Here is a 22294-nt window from a genome sequence, read left to right as displayed (position 1 = left end):
TAGTTCCTCTTCCGGATCGATAGCTTTTACCTTGAATTTCCATTTTCCATTGAGATAGTGAATTACGAATGAAAATTGCAGTCATAGGTAGCGGAATAGCAGGTCTCAGTGCTTGTTGGTATTTGGGAAAAGAGCACGAAGTCACATTAATCGAAAAACATTCTCTTATCGGAATGGACGCTCACGGAACCGATTTGGATTGGAACGGTAAATCGATTAGAATCGATGTTCCTTTTCGAGCTTTTAAAAAGAATTATTATCCATGCCTCTTAGATTTATTTAAGGAGGCGGACATCGCTGTTAGACCTGTAGACTATTCGTTTTCCTTAAACTACGGAGACGGGACTACGTATTTCGGATTCTCCACCTTTGCATTAGGAGGAAATTTTTTTCCGATACCTTACGTAGCCTGCTTCTCCAATTCCAAATCTCGGAGAATATTTTCCGATGCGATGAGATTTTACGAGGAATCGGGAACTCAATTAGAAACGTTGAATGAAGAACAGTTAACGATCTCCGAATTTTTGCATAAATTCCGGTATTCTCGAGATTTCGAAGACCAATATTTAATACCTATGTTCTCGACCATTAATACTTGCACTTCCGAAAGCGCCAAGAATTATCCTGCGGAAGCCGTGATTCGATATCATTCGAAAGGTCTAAAATTTTTACGATTTTTAACTGCGGAAAAAGGTACTCGAGATATCACGAATCGGTTGGCTTCACGAGCTTCTAAAATACTTTTAAATTCCGAACCGAAACAAATCATATTAAACGGAAATAAAGTGCGATTACTTTTCGATAACCATGAAGAGTATTTCGATCGAGTCGTGATTGCGGCTCCTGCGAATCAGGCGATTTCAATGCTTCCCGACGAACATTCAAGGGAGAAAGAATTGCTTTCTTCGTTTAAATACGAGTCCTCAGAAGTCGTAACGCATTCGGATCCTAAGTTCATGCCGAAACAAAAAAGGCATTGGGCGCCTATGTGCTTCGCTCTTTCCAAGGACGGTTCGAGAGCGACTGCGACGATTTTATTGAATAAGGTCTTGCCCGAAATGGGCGGCAAACCTGTTTTCCAAACTTGGAATCCCTTAATCGAACCTCAGCCCAATTCTATTTTAAGTCGTTCGAAATTCGAGCGGCCGGTCATCGATTTGGCTTCAAAGGAAATGATAAGAGAATTGAAAGCACTACAGGATATGCCCGGAAGAAAAGTATGGCTTTGCGGTTCTTACGCACGCTATGGAATTCCGCTATTGGAAGCCGGAGTTTCCACGGCCTTAGACGTAAAGAATTGGGTCGAATCGTCTAACGTAAAAACCTAAGGCTCTACCGCTTTTTCAAACTATAGATCGCATAACGAAAAAACTTTCGTCTTTTATCCGAGCGAAGAAAGTCGGCAAAATCATTATATCGTTTAACAATTTGCTTAGGCACTTTCGAATTTTCGAAACGGATATTTTTTCGAATAAACTCCGCAAATCCGTCAAAAACGAATTCGTCGATGTATTCGAACGATTCTTCCTGAAAGCCGATCGAAAAATACAAATTCTTCAAAGTCTCAGTAGTCATTCTATTTGAAGACGGAATTCCCGCCAATGAGCAGACGATTTTGCGGAATAAGTCATTCCACCAATTTAATGGTTCGTCGTTCAAGATGATTTCCGCGGAAGTAAAGATTCCGTTCGAGCGGAGAATTCGAAACGTCTCTTGCGTAAATCGCTTTCGATCAGGAAAGAAATAAGCGCTATCTAGGCAAATGATTTTATCGTAGCTAGCCGCGGGGATTCTATTTAAGAGTTCGATATTCTCGAGACGAATATCGAGCACAAGATTTCTCGACTCGAGCATCCGTTGAGCAAACTGAAACTGTTCGGCGGAGGAATTAATCGCGGTTATTTGCTCGGGTAAAACGCCGAATTTCCGATTCCAAACTAAAAGTTGATCTCCGCAACCGAATCCTAAATCCAAGAGACGATCGGAAGAAGAAAGTTTTGCCGTCTGCCCGGTCAGGATCGCCAAATCCGAGCAGGCGGTAGGATAATCTAAAGTATCCTTCCAGTATCCTAGATTTGCCCAAGAGGTTCCGCCAGATCCGTTTAAATAAAGGTGCGTTAACGTATTCGGGGCCGCATCGACTTTGCGATGGAAGAAGGAACTCATACTTGTAGAAGCATCCGACTTTCCGGCATTAAGCAAAGCTTTTTAACGATCGATCCTCCCGAAAAAGGACTTTCCCTTTGTTCCAACATAATGGAAACTACCACAGACCTGCCATGAACAAAGAACGTATATTTCGAACAATTTCCTTTTTATTGAATTATGCAAAAGAGAATTGGAAATCCATAGTAAAATACGGAACCGTCATAGGACTTATTGTCGCCGCATTTTTGATCGGCGGTTCTTACGTCGTTTGGTTAACCAAACAAGACGACGTGATTCGCAACTTGGAAACGTTCCAGAAGGAAGTCTCTAACGCGTATGATCCGAACCAAAGTAAACCGATTCGGATTCTGGATAAAAACGGTAAGTTGATCGGGGAATTTTCGCGTCGAAAATTCAAACCGATTCGGACGGATAATCTAAATAATCACGGAAACATAATATGGGCGCTTTTAAGTTCGGAAGATCAGGATTTTTACGAACACGGAGGAGTCAATTATACTGCGTTGATAAGGGCTATCGTCGTTAATCTAACTACTTTTCGCAAACAAGGCGGTTCGACGATCACGCAACAGCTTGCCAAACTCACGCTGGATCTGGGAGCCAGAAATATATTCAATAAGCTCACCGAATTTTACTGCACATTCTATCTTGAGAATCGCTTCGATAAAAAAACGATCCTCGCAATGTATTTAAATCGAATCTTTTTAGGAGAGGGAAATACCGGAGTAGAGGAAGCCTCGCGATATTATTTTAATAAACCGGCTTATGAGCTCACGCCGGCAGAAGCCGCTCTGTTAGTCGGAACGATTCCGGCTCCTTCTAATTATAATGCCGTCAGAAATCCGAAAATAGCGTTTAAACGTCAACGTATGGTAATGTTTTTAATGGCGGAAAACAAGGCCTTGAACCCTAACCCGAACTCGATTGAAAAGGATTTCGAACGAAAAATAGATTCAAATATTAGAAAATTCAAAACTTTCTATAAAGTGGAAGAAACGAAAGAAGAAGAGGATAAACTGACCGTCACTTCCGAAATCGGCAAATACGGCTTCGATAAAGACTTTAATATAAATCTCGCACCCGATTTCAATTTCAGCGTCCGTCAGTTCGTGATCGAAAATTTTTCGGAGATGGATCTTGAAACGAGAGGGCTAAACATCTATACGACATTGGATTACGATAAGCAAGAAGCCGCCGAAAAAGCCCTGCGCGAAGGAATCGAAGGAGTTCGAAAAAAACTCTCCGATGAAAAAGCGGCATATTTAAAAGTCGGTAAAAACGAAGAAGCGGCGATACAAAAGAAAATCGTTGAGAATATGAACGGAAGCCTGATTTCGATTAATCCGTCCAACGGTTACGTCGAAGCCTTGGTTGGCAGTTACAAAATATCGAATATCTTCAGGATGAATCGCGCCGTTTCCGCCGTTCGGCAGCCCGGCTCGGTAATCAAGGCTTTAGTATATCTTCTCGCTTTTGAAAAAAGGGTTATCACTCCGACGTCCGTAGTAACCGACGAAGAAATCAAAATCAGAGGCTACTCTCCGAAAAATTGGTATGCGGGATACAGAGGAGAAATGCAAGCAAGGGTGGCTTTCGCCCAATCGGTGAATACGGTTGCCGTAAAATTATTAAGCGAAGTCGGTGTGGGAACTTTTCTGGAAACCCTCGGAAAAATTCTGAGTTTGGATCAATCCGAATTGAATAAACGCTTTCAACCTAATTTATCTCTCGCGTTGGGTTCCGGAGAGCTTTCACCCAAGGAACTTGCGACCATTTATGCAACTATCGCCAATCTGGGTAAAAAAGTGAAACCGATCGAGATTTTACGAATAGCCGATTATGAAGGATCGGAACTTTTTTCCTTGCCTCCCGCGAATGCAAGCGAAGCCGAACAAATACTCGATCCTGTGGCATGTGCAATGGTTTTGAATCTATTGGAAGCAGTCGTTTCGGAGGAAGGAACGATGAAAATCGGTCTTAAAGGAGAAGATCGGTTTCCGATGGGCGGAAAAACTGGTACAGTTCAGTCTCCGAAGGAAGCAAGAAAACGTTGGGGAAATCGCAAAGGAGTTCGGGATGCATGGTTTGCGGGAGTGAATCCGAACTTAGTCACGACCGTCTGGATCGGAAACGATGCCGGAGCTCCGTTTCCAGGATCCGGTTCCGGGATCAGTGGTTCGGTCTGGTATAAGTACGTATCTTACATAGCTCGTACGATCGGTTTCGGTGAAACTTTGATCCCGCCGTTTAACGGCGATTTTGTGAAGGTGGATATTTGCGCCGATACCGGCGGCCTGCTTTCGGGAGAAAGCGATTGCCCTCATCCTTTGTACGGGCAATACTTCTATATAGGAGACCAGCCTGCTTCCACTGCGGCAATTCCGATTAAGGAAAGCGGAGAAACTACAGGCGCTCGATCAAACGAAGCTTTATCCGGCGAAGATTCCGTAGAGTTGGAATTGCCCGAAACTAAGGAAGATCGAACGGACGATCAGTGAGCTTTTGAATACGATCCCCGGTTAGATAAAGTTCATACGGAGACCAGAGAAAAATCCAAGGCGCATCATCACCTATTATCTCCAGAGCCTTTTTATCGAAACTTGTCAGATCCATCATATCTGTTCGTCTCACTTCGGTTAATAAATCCTCCATCCCCTTATTGAAATAAAAGGATCGGTTTCCGCCGTTTCCGAAGCGATCACCCGCAAAGAGCGGATCTATAAAATTCCACGCCCCCGGCAGATCCGCGTACCAAAAAAGAAGGGTCAAATCCCCCTTTCCATCTCCGTTTTCCTTATACAAAGGGGCCTTTTCCATCGGACGGATTTTCACTTTCAACCCGATGTCGCGAAGATAACGGACTAACGCAGATCCGTTCGCTTGATTTTCCTCGTCTCCGCGCATCCGAAAATCCAATTCTTTCTCCAAAATTTTCGGATAACAGGCGGATTTCTCAAGATAATATTTAGCTTTCTGAATATTATAAGGATATAATTCTTTCGCTTCTCGACCTATAAATCCATCGGCGATCGATTGAGGAAACGGGCCGACGGAGACTTCTCCTTTGTCTTCCAGAAGGACTCTCAAAATCGTCCTCTTATCGATCGCGTAATTTACCGCTTTTCTAAAGTGTCGATCAAAGCAGGGTTCTTTTCCGTTAATTGCAATGTATTGAACTCCTCCACCCTTTCGAATCAAGATCGAATCTTCTTTGACGTTTCCATTTCTGAGCAAAAAATTCGGAAGACGCATTAAGTCCAATTGACCTTTCGTATACAGAAAGATCCCAGTCGTCGCTTGAGGAAGAATTCTGAACAAAAGTTCCGGCGCAATTGTCCCGGTTCGATTTTCATTCGCCGTTAAACGTAAAAAATTATTTCGCTTCCATTCTTTTAAGGAAAAATCACCGCATCCTTGCTCAGGGGGACCGCAATAAATCGCAGCCTGCGGAAGCGAAAGTTTTTCGAGCGCTTCCCTTAAACCTCCTTTGAAAAATAAATTCACCGTATACGAATTCTTTACGATTCCTCCCGTTAAAAAGGAATACGCACTTCGTCTCGGCCCCGGGGTATTTCGCAAACGATTTAAGGAAGCAAGTACGACGTTCGCATCGATCGATTTTCCATCCGCCGAGTTTCTCGGATGAATCGTTATTTCGAGAACACGAATCCCAACGGAAGGGCTCGGTAAGACTCGATAGGTTTTTACAAGCGCAGGAATAATTCTTCCGAGATGATCGACGGAAAATAAGCTTGGATAGAGATACTTTAGAATGATTCGAGAGGATAAGTCCGTTGATCGAATCGGATCCAAAGAAATCGGATCCGAAGGTAATGAGAATATAAGTTCGTCCCGCCTATCGGAGCCTTTTCCGCAATCGTAAAAAAGGAGGGACAAAACAAGGAAAGCTAGGGAAAAGGGTTGAGGAGGAAAAAACATTCCGGACCTATGAACGTCTATAGACGCCTCTTGGGGTATTCCTTCAAGTACAAATACAGATTACTGACCGGTATTGTCCTATCTTTCCTCGTTTCGATTCTGAACGGGGCTTCCCTGACTAGTATCATTCCTATTTTCGACGCAATCGGAAAAGGAGGCAAAACCGACTTCGAGATTTCTCTAACTAAGAAGGACAAACTCTTATTAGAACGAAAGTCCTCCGGAGAAATTCTGACAGGCTTAGATCAAGTCGAGGGTTATCTTGCTTCGGCTAAAGTTGAAACCAACGAGTATTTGCATTCTCTTTCGAAAGACCAGCTGGTCCTATTATTTTGCTGGATCATTTTCCCTGTCTATGTGGCAAAACTGATCTTTCTAGCCGGAGCCGTATACTGTATCAATTCCGCCGGATATTTAGCCGTTCGAGACCTCCGCGAGGGGCTATATTCTAAAGCCCAGGAGCTCCCACTCAATCAATTTGTTCAGGAAAAGACCGGAATCTTCATGAGTCGAATCATCAACGATGTCGAGGTTCTAGCAAAATTGATTAGTTCGGATTTAAAAGACGCAATTACCGATTTCTTTTATATCGTAACTCACTTAGCTTTTTTACTTTTTTTAAGCTGGAAAATGTTCTTAGCGGTAATCATCGTCGTTCCGTTGGTAATGGGTCCGGTCTCCGCCTTCGCCGATCGGATTCGACGCGCGACAAGAAATCAACAGGAAAGATTATCTTCGCTAAACGGGCACTTGCAGGAAGTCATCTCCGGCATTCGCGTTATACGAGCCTTTTCCATGGAAAAGACGGAAGCTTCTAGATTCTGGGAGATTAACAAAGATTTATCCGAGAAAACGTTCAAAGGACATTTCTATCATCAGATTGGTCCGTCTCTCGTCGAGTTATCCAGTTCCATAGTAGCCGTTATCTTTCTGAGTTTTGGGGCCTATCTAATGGAAGAAGAGGATTTCTCCCTCGGAAAGTTCATGGTATTTTTCCTTACCTTAGTTTTCCTTACGCGGCCCTTTAAACAAATGGGAATGCTTTCCAACTCGATTCAAAGCGCCGTCGCAGCAGGAGAAAGGGTCTTCGACTTGCTTGATAGCGAAACGGACATTCAGCAGCCGAAAAATCCTATCGTCCCAAAACGCTTGGTAAAAGAATTTAAATTCGAAAACGTTAGTTATTCTTATCCGGGCGCAAAAAATCCGGCTTTATCCAATTTAGATTTGGTAATTCCAAGAGGAGCAACGATCGCACTCGTGGGAGCCTCGGGTGCGGGAAAATCCACGATCGTAGATTTAGTTCCTCGATTGATCGACCCTACGGAAGGAGTGATTAGTTGGGACGGTACCGACTTAAGAAAATTGGATTTAGCGACGTTACGCAAGAAAATCTCCATCGTAAACCAACAAGTATTTCTCTTCAACGGAAGTATTCGAGAGAATATATGTTACGGAAGCTTGAACGTTACGGAAGAAAAGCTAAGAGAGGCGGCCGATCTTGCCTTCGCGACAGAATTCATCCTTTCTTTCGAAGACGGATTCGAAACTACCGTCGGTGAGAGAGGAGTCATGCTTTCGGGGGGCCAGCGACAAAGAATCTCGATCGCCAGAGCTCTATTAAATAATCCTGAAATTCTAATTTTAGACGAAGCTACTTCTGCCTTGGACACGGAATCGGAAAGAGTTGTACAGCAAGCTTTGGAATCTCTTTATAAAAACAGAACCGTTGTGATAATCGCTCATCGTTTATCAACGGTTCAAATCGCCGATACCATATTTGCCATGGAAAACGGCCGCATCGTCGAATCCGGAAGTCACACCGAATTGATGCAAACGGACGGAAAATATAAAAAACTCTACGAAATGCAATTTGCGGAATCCCCGGTTTAAAGTTAGAAAATCGAAATGTTTCTTTCCGTCGTCAGGATCATTTGTTTTCCGATACTTTACCTACTCAGCTTCGTTTATCGATTACTATTCCTCTTAGATCGCAAGCGTAAGAAACCGCAAGAATTGCGGAATGCCGTCGTGATAAGCGTCGGAAATTTTAGCACGGGCGGCACGGGAAAAACTCCTTTTACCCTGCACCTCGTAAAACTTTTACATCGTAATTATCCGAAAATTCCGTTAGTGATCCTAAGTAGAGGATACGGAGGCTCCGAATCGGAGAGCCAACGGGTCACGTTAAAATCTCTTCCGCAGGAAGTCGGGGACGAGCCGCTGCTCCTGAAACAAAACCTTCCGTTCGCGGAAGTCTATACGGGAAAGAATCGAATTTCTTCCTACGATTTATATAGGAAGGAACTCCAGCTTACCGAGGACCAAAAAGTTTTTGTGATTTTAGACGATGGATTTCAGCATCACGCAATCGTTCGAGATCTGGATTTAGTATTGCTGGATTGTACAAAAATTCAAGCCGATCGGTTTTTGCTACCGGCGGGTTTATTGAGAGAACCGTATTCTTCGATCAGCAGAGCGGATATTTTAATCGCATCTAAATATGAAGATAATCTTCGAAATGATTTGGAAAAATGGTGCAAAAAATATCTTCCCAAGGAAATTATAAAATTCTCGTTTATTCCGAAAGGGTTTAGCGCGATCGGGTCCTCCGATCAGACGGAACAAAAACCGAATTCCATCCTCCAGAATAAAACGGTTCTTGCTTTCTCCGGAATAGGAAATCCTGAGCCTTTCTTCGAATCTTTGAAGACAATTGGTGCGTTAGTAAGTCCAATTCGCTTTCCGGACCATTATCCGTATTCAAACGCCGACATCGAGGAATTATCGAAAAAGGCCAAAGAGAAAGATTTCTTGATATGCACCGAAAAAGATGCCGTAAAATTAACTCCTTTTTTTGTAACGAAAAAGGATCCTCGCTGGCTATATCTCAAACTGGATACAAAGATAGAAAACGAATCGCTCCTGATGAGTAAAATTAGTAATTTATAAAAACTGAATATATCATATCTTGTAAAATCGAAAGTAGATTCCTAAAAAATTCATTCGACCTCTATAACAATCGCTACAGCGCTTGTCGAAAATCGATCAGGAAAATGATTTTCTCTCATTTTTGTCAAAAAATTTCCACACATTTCGAAGTAAATTTGATCTTTCCCCTTATGCATCCGAACGATCGAAAGAAAACGATTGTCTTAGCTCAAATTCATGATCTATACTAACAAAACTCCGTATGAAAATCTTGTGCACAAAGGCAGCGATTTGCTTATGTTTGCTTTTTCCTTGCACTTTTATAATTGCAGAACAACAATCCGTCTTCCTTCGTAACGGAAAAGTTTTGAAAGGAGAAGTAATCGATCAGACTGCGACGACTATTCAACTTAAACTGGCGGACGGAAACGTAATCGAAATTGTTAAATCCTCGATTCTTAGAATTAGTTTCAGAGACGCAACTCCACCGCCCAAACAGCCGGAAAAAGTCGATCCTTCTCCTAACGAATTGGAAACGGCTCAGAAGCTTCAGGAAGAAAATGCCGCCAAGCTCGCCGAAGATGCAAAACGAAACGCGCTTGCGGAAGAGAAAAAGGCAAGAAGACAGAAAGAAATCGACGATGCAAAGCGTCATAGTTTAGAATTCTATGCAGGATACGGGCAAGGATCTTACCATTATCAAACTTTAGATTATTACGAAAGATTTTCGAACTTCGTCGCTTTAACCAACAACGGAACCGGACCGATATTCGGAACTCCCCAAACAAAAGGGAAAACTCCTTTCAACGCATCTTTACGTTATTCATTGAATCGATTCGTCCTCGAAGCGGGAGGGATTAGCTTTCAAAACACCGTGACACAGACAACTCCCGGTATGGTCAATACTGCGGGTCCCAGCACGCCGAACCAACCTCTTTTAGCGCAAGGTACGTTTCCTGAAACATACAAACAAATATACGCGCAGATTTCGTTCAGCCCTTATCCGCATCCGAAATACGACGTCCGACCGATTCTCGGTTATCAAAGTATTTGGCAGAAGTCTGCCGATACTTCCACATTAGCGTTTTCACCCGCGATTTCCGGAAGCAATAATCTAACGGAAAAAAGAGATATGATTATCGCAGACCGTCTTCACGGCCCGTCGTTCGGAATCGCATTCGATACGAAACTTGGCGAGAAGTGGGAAACAAGAATTGAAATTCAATCTTATTCCTTAAAGGGAAACTCTCAAGGAAATTTTAATAATTATTTTATGCTTTCAGGGTCCAATAATTATTCCTATTCCGACTCGTTTCGGCTCCTAAATGAGTGGTCGGCAAAGGGTTCTTCAATTTCAGGAAAACTAATATACAAATGGAAATATGGAATTCGACTTTGGGTGGGTTTTCAATCCACCAAAATACAGTACGCGCTGACAAGCACTCGCGTGGAAATTACCCAAAATAATCCTGAATCGCCGGACCAATTGTTCTTACAGCAAATTCTCGTGAACTCGATCACTCAAGGATTTGCAGGCGCGAGTACTACCTCGGCGATCTTTTTCGGAGTCGGATACTCCTTTGACTTCAAAAAATAATCCGGATGCACGCGTAGCAAAAGCCCCTTATTTTTTCTCGAAACCGCTAAGCATGCCCGCAGCTGGAGCAATCCAGTCTACGAAGTAGAGGAATTTTCCGAAATTGCATCGTCTTGGTTTCGACTTGAATCATATGTCCAAATAATCCGTCTTCTCCAATATTATGAAAACCTAATAAGAATTTTACGGCTTCGGTGGCCTGTATGCTGCCGATGATCCCTGCAACGCTCCCGATTACCCCCGCCTCCGAGCAGGAAGGCACAGCCTCTGTAGGTGGCTCGGCTTCATAGACGCATCGAAAGCAGGCATCCTGATTCGGTCGAATTCCCATAACCATCCCTTCAAATCGCAAAACGCCGGCGGTTATAAGCGGAATCTTTAGACGAACACAAGTATCGTTGATTAAGAATTTAGTATCGAAATTATCCGATCCTTCCAAGACTAAATCGGAACCGGCAAGCGCAGCTTCTGCATTCTCCGCGGTTAGCCGAATCGTTTCTCCCTGAATTCCTATATAAGGATTCAGTTCTTGCGCATGTTGCTGACCGGTTGTCGCTTTCGATCTGCCGATATCGGAATGGTGATAGATGATCTGCCTTTGAAGATTGGTCGTATCGATCGTATCCGAATCGAAGACCTTTATATTTCCGACTCCCGAAGCGGCCAGATATAACAAAGCCGGAGATCCAAGACCTCCGGCTCCGACGATGCATATTTTAGAAGACTTAAGTTTCTCTTGCCCCGCCCTTCTTACTTCGTCGAGCAGGATATTCCGAGAATAGCGGCTGAGTTCTTCCGGACTTAGCAACCGAAAGAATTCTTAGCGTTTCAACTTTTTATTAATCACATTCAGGATGTCCGCAACGAATTCGTCCGAGCGGCGGTTTTTGTCCGCAAATTCCAAAGCTTCCTTAGTTGCGTCTTCGGCTTTTTCATTTTTAGTGGTAATATTCAAAAGACCTGCAAGCGCAGTGTAAACTATATCACCGTTTTCCGAGCTGATAATCTTGTTCTTTAGAGCGATGGTCGCATCGCCGGGTTCTGCGATTTCTCCCAGTGCGATAGCGGCCGGGACTGCGATTTTCGCATCGTTCGTACGGTTCAGGAGATTGATAAGTTCAGGTATAGCGGTTTTCTCTTTCTTGCTGCCAAGATAAAGCGCCGACTCGATCTTTTCTTGGTCGGAGCCGCTGGATAGGGCCTTAATATGTTCTTCAGTCGATTTTTCAGCAAAAAGAGATGAAGCAAAAACGAAAGTAAAAGTAGCGGCAACGGCGAGAATACGGATTTTCATGGATTCCTCCTGTAACCCGAGAATCTTCTCTTCCTTGGGCATATCGTCAACCGAAATTAATACTCTTCTTGCAAACACGGAGACGGGAAAAAGGGTTCGATCCAGGGTTCTTTGGGCGATATCAAAACGTACAAAAGGGGTCGAAAGAATCGCTCGCATGTTTAAAGATGGAATTCCCGCGATATGGAACTAAAGATTCCTAGACTTCAACCTAGAGAACTTCTATTCAAACTGAAGGAAGAGTTCTTTCCACCCAGAATTTTAGACAGGTACGTCTTTTCCGAGTTTTTCAAAACTTTCGGCGGGACCTGTATTATGATTACCGCGTTGATTTTTTTAAATATGGTCAACACGAATCTAAAAGATTTTTCCGGAACGAAGGCCCCAAAATTTCATATTTGGTTATATCTCGCATATAGCCTGCCAGAAATCATCGCAAGCTATTCGATTAATATGTCCGTCCTTTTCGCGGTTTCGTTTACGATCGGCCAATTTTCCGCCAACAAGGAAATCGTGGCAATGATGTCCGCGGGAGTCTCTTTTCATAGGATAGTCGCTCCGATCGTAGCCTTCGGATTTCTTCTATGGTTCATCGTATTCCTAGGAACGCAATTCATCGTGCGACCGATGAACAAACTTGCGAAAGAGGAACAGAAGATGATTACCGAGGGAACGGGGACATTAACGAACATGGTCTATCAATTCCATTTCAAAGGAAAAGAAGGCTTTTATTATATTTATTTTTACGATCCGGTCAAAGACGAGATCAAGGGAGGCTTTAATTACGTTAAGCTTACTCGAGAACAGGCTCCGGAATACGTACTTTCTTCCTTAAAAGCCAAATATAACCCGCAGGCGGATATTTGGAAACTCACGGAAGTGGAAGAGACAAGGTTCGACGACGACCTAAAAGTAAAGTCTTTCGAGAGGTTTCCGGAGAAAGAATATTATCTTCCCGAAAAACCCGAATATTTTAAAGTTCCGAAAGGTTCCGTCAAAGAGATGAATATATTCGAACTTTCGGAAGAAAAGGACAATCGTGTTCGAAAAGGAATCGGTTACGGCGACGTTAATATCGAAGAACATTCCCTTTTTGCCAGTCCCTTTCTTGCGGTTATTGTTACGTTAGTAGGATGTGTTGCAGGATTCTTTACAAAAAGAGTGGCCGGGGTCGCCTCATTGGGAGTCACTTTAGTCGTGATACTCGTCTATTTCGTAATGAGTTCCGCGTTCACTTCCGTAGGAGAAAACGGGGTGATCCCGGCTTGGTTTGCAGTTTGGGTTACGCCCGCGATCTTCCTAGGCGTACTTTACGGAATCTATCGAAGAATGAGAATCTAATTCTTCCGGCACCAAATCAAGTGTTAGTATTTTAGCGAGAAATCAAATCTCCTTTTTACTTTAGCCGCGAGGACGATTTCAGCGATTTCGTCCGATTTCCTTGAAATAATCGGAGAAGAAGTCGAGTTTAGCGATTAAAAATACTTAAACCACTTCGAATGCCGTTTTGAAGTCTTTTATGGTTCGACCTGTTCGGATTTTTTTTTCAAAAATTGATTCAATAACAAAAAAAATTCATTGGTTGGAAAAGGTTTTACCGATACTGAGTACAGATAAGCCTGTGGGGAAGCCGCATTGATGAGACATAAAGGCATGGAGGAGAGAAGAATCGGAAGGTAATCCGAATTCCTCCCTGCACAAGTCCCGGCAGAACCGAAAGGAGGGTAAAGAACATGGACGTTCAGCTAACAAATCTGGTCTCTTCGGCTGAGAAGCTTCTCCGCGATAAGAGATCTTCCGTTCCAGGAAGGACCGGTACGCCCTCGGAAACCCAAAACACAGCGGATAAAACAGAGTTTTCCAGTAGCCTGACTTCCCGTTACCTAAAAGTTCAAGAGACCCTAACAGGTCTGCAGCAAGAACTTTCTCGGGAACAGATGAAACTTGGAATCCTGAATGAAGGAAACACGCCGAAAGAAGATCTGATACATATTCTTTTTGGAGAAACTCCTCTCTTTCGGGAACTTGCGGAAAATCCTGATCTCGACCTGAATACAGTCAAAGATAAGGTTCTAAAAAATAAGGACGAACTGACTGATGCGATTCGAAAATTCGAGGTTGAGTCCGAAAACGTTTTATCGTTGGGTATGCTGAAGAGCCCGGAGAATTTCCGGAAATCCGTAGAGGATCTTTCCACGAAAGATATTCGGATGAAACAGCTTTCCGAGAAGACGATCGAAAGATTGATTCAGGACTAGTATTTCTCCCGAATCATTCGCTTTTTAAAGCCCGGCTTTTTGCCGGGCATATCCTTCTTTATTTTCAACAAGCAAACTAAATCCGCCACTACTTCGCTTAACGACCAATAAAACGGTTTATTTACGCTATGGAAGGAATTCCATCTAAATGCGATTAAACGGACATTAGCATAGAAAAAGATTTGCGGTGGATTCGATTGCTTTCGATTCTTTGTCCCAAGTGAGACGAGACATCACTAAGGCTATACTCGCGATTTTGATCTGCCTTGCTATTCCTATCTCGGGACAGGAAGGTGACGGAGTTCGCTATGTCCTGATTACTTCAGGCGTTTTAAATGTGAGAGAATCGCCGGAGTCCGGAAAAATTCTCTTTACCCTCAATAAAGGCGCAAAAGTAAAACTTCTATCCGATGCATCCTCGTTAGATTGGGCGAAAGTAAAAGTAGAAGACGGACGAACAGGTTTTGTTTCCAGAAAGTATTTAGGTTCGACTCCGCCTGAAACTTTGGATTCGTACAAACTGATCGGCCTAGTTTGGTCCGGATACGATCCTAAAGAGTTACCGATTTTCGTCCCCCTCGCATTCTTTAGTAAGAACGGCTGGCAGGCCGCGAAGGATGAATACGAATTTGATTACAAATTCCGAAGCGGGGTCGACGCGAATTTACCGTCTGTTGCTCTGATTGCGGGAAATAAAGGGCCCGGTTTTGCCGCTACGAATCCGACTACGTACGGATGCCAACAATTGCCGGCAATAAAAGTAAAACCGACATCTCTTTTAGATCCGAAAATTTCTTACCTTGTTCATTCCGCGGATATGGCGTTAAATTCGATCCCCCTCCATGAACTTTCGCAAACTGACTCCGATTATGAACTCTTTCGCTCCTTAGCCGAAACTACCTGGAAAGCTCGCGGCTATCCCGAAACCCAATGGCTTCGATCCAAAATTCAAGAAGTCTACGAATTTAAGACTTCTAAAAAAGAGACCTTTATTTCGGGCAGAATCGCCTTCTCCGAGGGAATCGCCGAAAGACGATATTTGTATTTACTCGCTAGAAAATCGGGGACCGATCGAGCGCTGATCGCTTACGAAAAATCGGATAAACTTTCCCAGGAACTAGGGGCTTACGGCGGTTATTTTCACCTTGTAGGCGTAGTTTATCGGGAAGAAGATCCGGTTCCGGTGCTCATTTTCACCGATATAGGTTACGACTCTTCGATCAAAAGCCTTTACGAGCTTAGGAATGGAACGTTGCAGCTTATTCTCCGGGGCGCCGGGGACGCATGTTAGATTCCAAATCTTAATATACGCTTATAACATTCCTTTTTTCTAATGGTCCTCGATTCGAGTCTTGGAAACGGAGCCTCTCTTTCGAATCGATTGCATGATTCGAAAGAGAGTTTGGGATCTCTACTTAGCTACGTACGCGTAGTCGGTATATCCTTTTTCTCCGGGGGTATAGAAGGTTGCCGCGTCGGGTTCCGCCAAAGGAAGTTCCTTCTCTAAGCGATCCACCAAATCCGGATTGGAGATATATGGTCTTCCGAAGGCGATTAAATCACCGGCGCCACTCGTTAAATCCGTTTCACTACGGGCTAAGTCATATCCGCCGGAGAGAATGAAAGTGCCGGTGGCATTTTCTGCTTTGTAAGCCTCTCTGATTTTACGAACAGTAGAAGGTTCAGGTTTCGGAGCGCCCATCGAGGAATGATCGACGATATGAATGTAAGTCAAACCGATCCTTCCAAATGCTTTTGCCAATTCTTCGTACTGGTCTTCGAGACCCTCAAAGCTCTGCATATCGTTAAATACTCCGTACGGTGAAATACGAATTCCGACTTTGTCAGCGCCGATCGCTTTAGCGACTGCAGTCGCTACTTCAATCGCGAAGCGATTTCGATTAGCAGCCGAGCCGCCATAGTCGTCCGTACGATGATTAGAAGACGGATTTAAAAACTGATCGATTAAATAACCGTTAGCGCCATGCAATTCGACTCCGTCAAAACCTGCGCGAATCGCATTCTCAGATGACTTTACATATTCCTGAATCGTTTTTTGAACATCGGATCGGCTCATTTCGCGAGGAACACCGTATTCCTTGTTTCCTTCGCTATCCGTCCAAACGGTCCCCTTCACTCCGATTGCGGACGCTCCGACGAGTTCAGCGCCAGAAGGAAGATTCACCGGATGTCCAACACGGCCGGTATGCATTATTTGTATGAAAATGCGACCACCCTTTTTATGAACGGCGTCAGTGACTTTTTTCCAACCGGTCACTTGCTCATCCGAAAAAATTCCGGGTATTCGCGCGTATCCGAGACCATTGGCTGAAGGAGAAGTTCCTTCGGTGACGATCAGCCCTGCATTTGCTCTTTGCGAATAATATTCCGCCATTAAATCATTGGGAATATTTTCAATTGCTCGGGACCGAGTCATTGGGCTCATTACGACTCGATTTTTCAATTCGATCGTTCCGAGTTTATAAGGTGTAAAAAGTCGATGTGTACTCATAATTAATGGTTAGACCGAAAACTTTAATAATAAAGTATTTTTTTGAAAAAGAATTCCTTCGAGAAGCGAAATTATTCCACGTCCCGCATGAGTTTAATTTCGGTTTGTGAAATAGCGATCATGTCCCGACTGATGGACAAGAATGCATTCAATTGGTCCGTAGTATAACGATCCAATGCATCGCTAGCCGATTTTCCCAAAGAAGCATAATATGATTCGAATTCTTTGGCCCTTTTTTGGCTTGGAACCACTAATACTTTTCTTCTGTCCGAAGGATCAAATTCCCGTTTCGCTAGGTTTGCCTTTTCCAATCGATCGATTACCCCGGTAATTGCCCCGGTCGTAAGTCCGCTCAATTCGGCCAATTTTCCTGCGGTCATTGGACCATAGATTTGAAGGAAATCGCCGCATTCCATATCGGTGCTGTTGATTCCTACCTTTTCGGCAACCGTTTGACTGATAATGACTGAAAGCGCGCTCATCTCTCGAATGGCCATCATTACCGAATCTAAAATTTCCTTCCGGGTGAGTTTTTTACTTGATGAATCCGCCATATACCTTAGACCTTCATTATCTTAGTAACTAAGTATTTTTTCTACTAAGATTTTTAATCTCTGAGGGTTAGAATCGGAACGGTGTCCAAAGAGTCAAGACCGATCAAACCCATTTTTTTCACAGGAGAGAAACGTATGAATAATCGAATTTTAGAACAGTATCCCCTTGATATGGAGGGAATTACGAAAGTGGAAATTCTCGGGCATGGGGGAGACGTATTCGTGATAGCAAGTGAAGCTCCTCCGGAATTCATAGCGGAGATAGAGGGGAAGATCCGATACCGAATCTCGAGAAAGGGAAATATTCTTAAAATCACCGCAATCTCTCCGGGTTTTCTTTCGGCAACAGGAACAATTCGATTCCAAGTGAAAATACCATCCGAATTGGACGTTAAGATAGTCGGTCGATCCGCTCCGATTCGCCTCAAAGGTCGGTTTTCATCCGTTACGGCAGCAAGTACCGAAGGAGATATGCGTGTAGAAAACGCCTCAGGGAAATTTACGTTAAGCTCTTCTAAGGGAGATATCGTCATGAGTAAAGTCGAAGGCAAGACGACCGCGTCCACAGCCAACGGCGATATACTTGCAAGCGGACTAATCGGCGACCATCTACTCGCATCTCCTTCCGGAACATTAACTTTACTTAATGGGTTAGGAAGATTCAGACTCTGTTCGGAATATTTCCTAAGTGCGAGCGAGATTACTTTGACGCCTGGATCGGAGAATTATTTCACCACAGGAGGTCCGCTTCGTTTAACCAATCTATTCCCCTCCGGCGGTTGCATGCTTCTCGCTAACGCACCTAAAGACAAAATTCGAAGCGACCTTCCTAATTTCAGAATCATCGAACAAGGAAAGCATCTGAAAGCTAGGGCGATCGGCTCTAACCCTTCCGTGCTCCATGCTCATTCTAAAGAGGAAATCCTCATTACTTCGGCGTCCCATAGCACATTCGGAGAAATATTATCCGCCAGCGCGTAAAAAGTCCGAAAACTTCCACGGACGGAATTCCCCCGACAGATATCTCAAAGAGAGGTCCTTTTTTACTCGGAACGATCTTAATGGTAAGGAGTTGATCCTATCCGAGTTTATAGTTAACCATAGGGATAAATTCCTAGTGCGCTTCTTCCCAGTTAGCTCCGAATTTGCCGGAAACCTTAATGGGCACGCTTAAAGGAAGCGCGTTCTCCATCAATTCCTTCGCGCTCTTTAAGAATTCGTCCTTTTCCTTCCTATGAACTTCGAATACCAATTCGTCATGTACCTGAAGTAATAGTTTGGATTTCCAACCCTGATCCGCAATTCGTTTATGGATATGCATCATCGCGATCTTGATCATATCAGCACAAGTACCTTGGATCGGAGTATTAATTGCTACGCGGCGAGCAGCCTCTTTCGACATTCGGTTGGTCGAATTAATATCCGGAACGGGGCGACGGCGTCCTTTTAAAGTTTCCACATAGCCTTTCTCTTCGCAAAAAGCGATCGTTTCATCCATGTATTTTTGGACGCCCGGATACTGAGTTAAATATCTTTCTATAAAGCCTTTAGCTTCGTCTCTCGGGACTCTTAAATTTCTACTCAACCCGTAAGGAGTAACGCCGTAAATTACGGAAAAGTTAACTACCTTCGCCTTATCCCTCATTTCCGGAGTGACATCGGTTTCGGAAACCCCGTACAAGGCCGATGCCGTTCGCTTATGAATGTCGATCCCCTTTTTATATGCGTCCACCATTGCAGGGTCGCCGGAAACGTGAGCCATGATTCTCAACTCGATTTGAGAATAGTCCAAGCTCAATAGTTCAAAATCCTTATGCCCGCTGATAAATCCCTTACGAATCAAACGACCTTCCTTTTCTCGAATGGGTATATTCTGAAGATTAGGATCGGTGGAAGACAGTCTTCCCGTTGCAGCAATCGTCATATTGTAATTGGTATGAATCCGCCCGTCTTTAGCAGACACCATAGTCGGCAGAGTTTCAACGTAAGTGGAGATCAGCTTCGTATATTTTCGATAATCCAAAAGTTTTTCTATGATCGGATGCTCGCCCAAAAGTTCTTCCAAAACTTCGTGATCCGTGGAATATCCGGTTTGGGTTTTCTTAACAACTTTCAATTTCAGATCCTCGAAGAGGACTTTTTGCAATTCCTTCGTCGAAGCGATATTGAATTCCCGACCGGCATATTTATGAATATGCCTAACCAGATCTTTCACTTCCCGCTGAAAATCCTTGGAAAGTTCGGCGAAATATTGCGCATCGATCGCAATCCCGGCCTTTTCCATATCCGCAAGAACTCGAATCAAAGGAAGATCGATTTCCTTGAAGACTGACTCCATTCCGGAATCTTTTACGGGCTTTCGCAATGCATTATATAATCTTAAAGTTATATCCGCATCCTCGGAAGCATATTCGGAAACCTTTTCCAATTCGACTTCCCAAAGATTCTTCTTATTTTTCCCGGTTCCCACCAGATCGGAATAATGAATGGTTTGATAGTTTAACAACTCCTTGGCTAAGTCGTCCATGTTATGATGTCTGGACTCGGGTTGCAAAATATAGGACGCGAGCATCGTATCAAAGACGATATTCGCGACTTCGAAACCGTGATTTTCCAAAACGATCAGATCGTACTTAATATTTTGTCCGACTTTCGGAATGGATGGGTCGGATAGAACAGGTCCGAGAATTTCGCGAACCTTTTCCAATTCCAAGAGTTGATCGCTAAACAGACCTTGTGAATGAGTGACAGGAATATAAAATCCTGTTCCATCTTGATTCGATACCGAAATCCCCAGAAGTTCGGCGTCGAAAGGATTTTGGGACGTCGTTTCGGTATCGACCGCCAAAATCGGAGATTTCTTCCAGGCTCTTGCGATCTTGGAAAGATCTTCGATACTTTCGATTCGTTTATAGATTCCTTTCTTACCGGCGGCCTTTCCATCCGAAGTTTCCGTTTCATCGGGAGGCGGTTCTTTTCCGGCGGCCTTAGCCAAATCCCGCGAAAGAACATTATAACCCTGCGATTTTAAATATCGAATCGCCTCATCGGAATTATATTCGGGAATTTTTAACTGCTCTTCGCCGACGCCTAAATCCAAATCTCTTTTGATCGTGGCCAGATCCCTCGAAAGAAAGGCGTTCTGTTTGTGTTCCAATAATTTCGTTTTTACGGAACCGTTTCGAATCTCCTCTATATTCTTATAAATACCCTCTAGATTTTTGTATTCCTGAAGAAGTTTGGAGGCGCCTTTATCCCCGATCCCCTTTACTCCCGGAATGTTATCGGAAGTATCCCCCACGATTCCCATATAATCGGGAATCTGCTTTACGTCCACGCCCAATTCTTCCTTTACCCAGGAAGAGTCGATCTCGACGAATTCGGTTACGCCCTTCTTCCCTCGGAGCATTTTAATATTCTTTTTTTCTAATAATTGATAAAGATCCTTATCTCCGGAGAAAATTAGGATCTCCTTGGCCTTCGATTTATAGGTTTCCGTTAAAGTTCCGATCACATCGTCAGCTTCATGGCCTTTAACTAGTAATATCTTAAATCCTAGCTTCTCCAGCGTTTCCATGATTTCGTGCAATTGCGGGCGTAAATCCTCCGGCATCGGCTTACGATTGGCCTTATAATCGGCAAACGTCGTTCCCCGTTCCAGAGGCCCCCCGGGGTCGAAAGTCATGGCAACATGAGTCGGAGTATAATCCTCGAAAAGCTTGAACAGCATTCTAAAAAAACCGAAAACCGCCCCGCTGGGTTGACCGGTCTTGGAATTCGTAAGATGAGTCGCGGCGAAAGCGTAATAGGCTCGAAACGCAAACGCGTGTCCATCGATAATCAATAATCTCTTCATGCAGCCTCTCCCGATTTTCCTTTTACAGGATTGGAATACAAATCTTCACCCAGAAAACTATAGTAGGCAAGCTCAGTTCGCTTTACGGTATTCTTTACAGAAAACTTTTTAACAAATTCCTTGTTAAACGACCCGAATACTTTTCGTAATTTGGAATCCTCAAGCAGAATCTTATATGCTTTGGCCAGAAAATTAGCGTCTCCCACCGGCGCGACGAAGGCCCCCTTTTCGGGTGTCAGCATTTCCGAAATCCCGCCTCCATTCGTAGCGACGATCGGAAGTCCTGCGGCCATCGCGTCCAAGACGGAGGTTCCCAATCCTTCTTCCTTGGAGGTGAGAGTAAAAATATCGAATAACGAAAGGAACTCCGGAATATCCTCGCGAAAGCCGGTAAAGACGACCTTATCGAGCAATCCTTTTTGTCGCGCCAAATCCTCCAGCTCTCGTCTAAGGCTGCCTTCTCCGACGATAAATGCCTTAAATTTTTGTTCAGTTTGAATTAATGCCAACGCATTCAAAAGGGTTTTTTGGTCCTTATGATCGACTAACGCAGCGATATTGCCTATTACCAATTCATCTTTTTGTAAATGAAATTCCTTTCTAAGAAAAGATGAGTTTGAATGTTTCCTAGAAGCGGGATTTAATTCGATACCGCTATAGACCGTAACGATCTTTGCCGGGTCAACTCCCCCTTGAATCAACACGTCGCGAATTTTATTCGAGACTGCAAGAAACAGGTCCACGCGCGGAGAAACATATTTGCGTTTACTAAACCAGTTCCTACGAATCTTAAAATCGACGCGACGGGAAACAATCAAGCGTACTTGCGGAAGCTTTGCCTTTGCTATCCAAGCGATGGAGTGAGCTTTTGCAGTATGAGCATGAATAATTCGAACTCCTTTTGCCCGAACCAAATCGCGAAGAGCATTTACGGAAGCGAAGTCCCATTCGCCTTTCAAAGGAAGAGTCACCGTAGGAAGTCCTGCTTCCTTAGCTTTCGCTTCCAATGCCGACCCGGGACGGCAAAGAATGAGCTGGGAAATTTTACGCTTTTTCAGACCTTCGGCGAGAAGAAAGAGCTGCCTTTCTCCGCCTCGCCAACCTGTTTCGGTATCTATATGTAGGATCACGCGATCTACGTTGGGTTCTAACCTCGAATTCTGCAAGGAGTTATACATCGTATT

General features: G+C 43.8%; 17 protein-coding genes. 9 read left to right on the top strand and 8 right to left on the bottom strand.

The window, feature by feature from the left end:
- Positions 1 to 68: 68 nt before the first annotated feature.
- Positions 69 to 1328, top strand: coding sequence for an FAD-dependent oxidoreductase (locus tag LEP1GSC058_RS15900; RefSeq protein ID WP_039948453.1), 1260 nt, complete (start codon positions 69 to 71; stop codon positions 1326 to 1328).
- Between the two features lie 4 nt (positions 1329 to 1332).
- Here the strand turns inward: LEP1GSC058_RS15900 and LEP1GSC058_RS15895 are convergent, their stop codons facing one another.
- Positions 1333 to 2166 carry an SAM-dependent methyltransferase gene (locus tag LEP1GSC058_RS15895; protein ID WP_016550678.1) on the bottom strand — a complete coding sequence of 278 codons (834 nt, stop codon included), beginning with the start codon at positions 2164 to 2166 and terminating at the stop codon, positions 1333 to 1335.
- Positions 2167 to 2279: 113 nt separating this feature from the next.
- Between LEP1GSC058_RS15895 and LEP1GSC058_RS15890 the strand changes: the two genes are divergently transcribed.
- Entirely contained in the window at positions 2280 to 4667 is a 2388-nt protein-coding gene (locus tag LEP1GSC058_RS15890) for a transglycosylase domain-containing protein (RefSeq protein ID WP_016550470.1), read from the top strand.
- Here the strand turns inward: LEP1GSC058_RS15890 and LEP1GSC058_RS15885 are convergent.
- On the bottom strand, positions 4639 to 6108 hold the full coding sequence (locus LEP1GSC058_RS15885) for an ABC transporter substrate-binding protein (RefSeq protein ID WP_016550928.1): 1470 nt from the start codon (positions 6106 to 6108) through the stop codon (positions 4639 to 4641). The genes LEP1GSC058_RS15890 and LEP1GSC058_RS15885 overlap by 29 nt on opposite strands.
- Before the next feature lie 9 nt (positions 6109 to 6117).
- Between LEP1GSC058_RS15885 and LEP1GSC058_RS15880 the strand changes: the two genes are divergently transcribed.
- The 3 genes from LEP1GSC058_RS15880 to LEP1GSC058_RS15870 all read left to right on the top strand — a co-directional run bounded on the left by LEP1GSC058_RS15880 (position 6118) and on the right by LEP1GSC058_RS15870 (position 10636).
- Positions 6118 to 8001 carry an ABC transporter ATP-binding protein gene (locus tag LEP1GSC058_RS15880; protein ID WP_016549323.1) on the top strand — a complete coding sequence of 628 codons (1884 nt, stop codon included), beginning with the start codon at positions 6118 to 6120 and terminating at the stop codon, positions 7999 to 8001.
- A gap of 15 nt (positions 8002 to 8016) precedes the next feature.
- Positions 8017 to 9060: a tetraacyldisaccharide 4'-kinase gene (gene lpxK / locus LEP1GSC058_RS15875; protein WP_016550807.1), complete on the top strand. Its 1044-nt coding sequence runs from the start codon at positions 8017 to 8019 to the stop codon at positions 9058 to 9060.
- A 241-nt stretch (positions 9061 to 9301) separates the two neighbouring features.
- Positions 9302 to 10636, top strand: coding sequence for an LA_0442/LA_0875 N-terminal domain-containing protein (locus LEP1GSC058_RS15870; RefSeq protein ID WP_084680419.1), 1335 nt, complete (start codon positions 9302 to 9304; stop codon positions 10634 to 10636).
- Positions 10637 to 10682: 46 nt separating this feature from the next.
- Here LEP1GSC058_RS15870 and LEP1GSC058_RS15865 read toward each other — a convergent pair whose 3' ends face one another.
- Positions 10683 to 11444 carry a HesA/MoeB/ThiF family protein gene (locus LEP1GSC058_RS15865; RefSeq protein ID WP_016549898.1) on the bottom strand — a complete coding sequence of 254 codons (762 nt, stop codon included), beginning with the start codon at positions 11442 to 11444 and terminating at the stop codon, positions 10683 to 10685.
- 12 nt (positions 11445 to 11456) lie between these two features.
- Positions 11457 to 11930 carry a hypothetical protein gene (locus tag LEP1GSC058_RS15860; RefSeq protein ID WP_039948720.1) on the bottom strand — a complete coding sequence of 158 codons (474 nt, stop codon included), beginning with the start codon at positions 11928 to 11930 and terminating at the stop codon, positions 11457 to 11459.
- 183 nt (positions 11931 to 12113) lie between these two features.
- Between LEP1GSC058_RS15860 and LEP1GSC058_RS15855 the strand changes: the two genes are divergently transcribed.
- The 3 genes from LEP1GSC058_RS15855 (at position 12114) to LEP1GSC058_RS15845 (ending at position 15479) form a co-directional block, all read left to right on the top strand.
- Positions 12114 to 13271, top strand: a complete 1158-nt coding sequence (locus LEP1GSC058_RS15855; protein WP_016550213.1) for an LptF/LptG family permease — start codon at positions 12114 to 12116, stop codon at positions 13269 to 13271.
- 392 nt (positions 13272 to 13663) lie between these two features.
- The gene (locus LEP1GSC058_RS15850; protein WP_016550930.1) at positions 13664 to 14188 is read left to right on the top strand and encodes an LIC10415 family protein; all 525 of its coding nucleotides are present in this window, start codon (positions 13664 to 13666) and stop codon (positions 14186 to 14188) included.
- A 187-nt stretch (positions 14189 to 14375) separates the two neighbouring features.
- Positions 14376 to 15479, top strand: coding sequence for an SH3 domain-containing protein (locus tag LEP1GSC058_RS15845; RefSeq protein ID WP_016551025.1), 1104 nt, complete (start codon positions 14376 to 14378; stop codon positions 15477 to 15479).
- A gap of 120 nt (positions 15480 to 15599) precedes the next feature.
- Here LEP1GSC058_RS15845 and LEP1GSC058_RS15840 read toward each other — a convergent pair whose 3' ends face one another.
- Together LEP1GSC058_RS15840 and LEP1GSC058_RS15835 are read right to left on the bottom strand one after the other, a co-directional pair.
- Positions 15600 to 16700 carry an alkene reductase gene (locus LEP1GSC058_RS15840; RefSeq protein WP_016549405.1) on the bottom strand — a complete coding sequence of 367 codons (1101 nt, stop codon included), beginning with the start codon at positions 16698 to 16700 and terminating at the stop codon, positions 15600 to 15602.
- 71 nt (positions 16701 to 16771) lie between these two features.
- Positions 16772 to 17254, bottom strand: coding sequence for a MarR family winged helix-turn-helix transcriptional regulator (locus tag LEP1GSC058_RS15835; protein ID WP_016549956.1), 483 nt, complete (start codon positions 17252 to 17254; stop codon positions 16772 to 16774).
- 135 nt (positions 17255 to 17389) lie between these two features.
- On the opposite strand from LEP1GSC058_RS15835, the gene LEP1GSC058_RS15830 reads away from it, so the two are divergent.
- Positions 17390 to 18235 (top strand): DUF4097 family beta strand repeat-containing protein, encoded by an 846-nt coding sequence (locus tag LEP1GSC058_RS15830; RefSeq protein ID WP_016551054.1) that lies wholly within the window; start codon positions 17390 to 17392, stop codon positions 18233 to 18235.
- Positions 18236 to 18368: 133 nt separating this feature from the next.
- Here the strand turns inward: LEP1GSC058_RS15830 and polA are convergent, their stop codons facing one another.
- A complete protein-coding gene (polA, locus tag LEP1GSC058_RS15825) occupies positions 18369 to 21110 on the bottom strand; it encodes a DNA polymerase I (RefSeq protein WP_016549820.1) in 2742 nt (913 codons plus the stop codon).
- Positions 21107 to 22240: a glycosyltransferase gene (locus LEP1GSC058_RS15820; protein WP_039948717.1), complete on the bottom strand. Its 1134-nt coding sequence runs from the start codon at positions 22238 to 22240 to the stop codon at positions 21107 to 21109. The genes polA and LEP1GSC058_RS15820 overlap by 4 nt, the downstream gene beginning before the upstream one ends.
- Between the last annotated feature and the right edge of the window lie 54 nt (positions 22241 to 22294).

It is taken from the genome of Leptospira fainei serovar Hurstbridge str. BUT 6 (genome assembly GCF_000306235.2).
GTDB classification, from domain to species: domain Bacteria; phylum Spirochaetota; class Leptospiria; order Leptospirales; family Leptospiraceae; genus Leptospira_B; species Leptospira_B fainei.
This window is presented reverse-complemented; position numbering and strand designations above follow the sequence as displayed.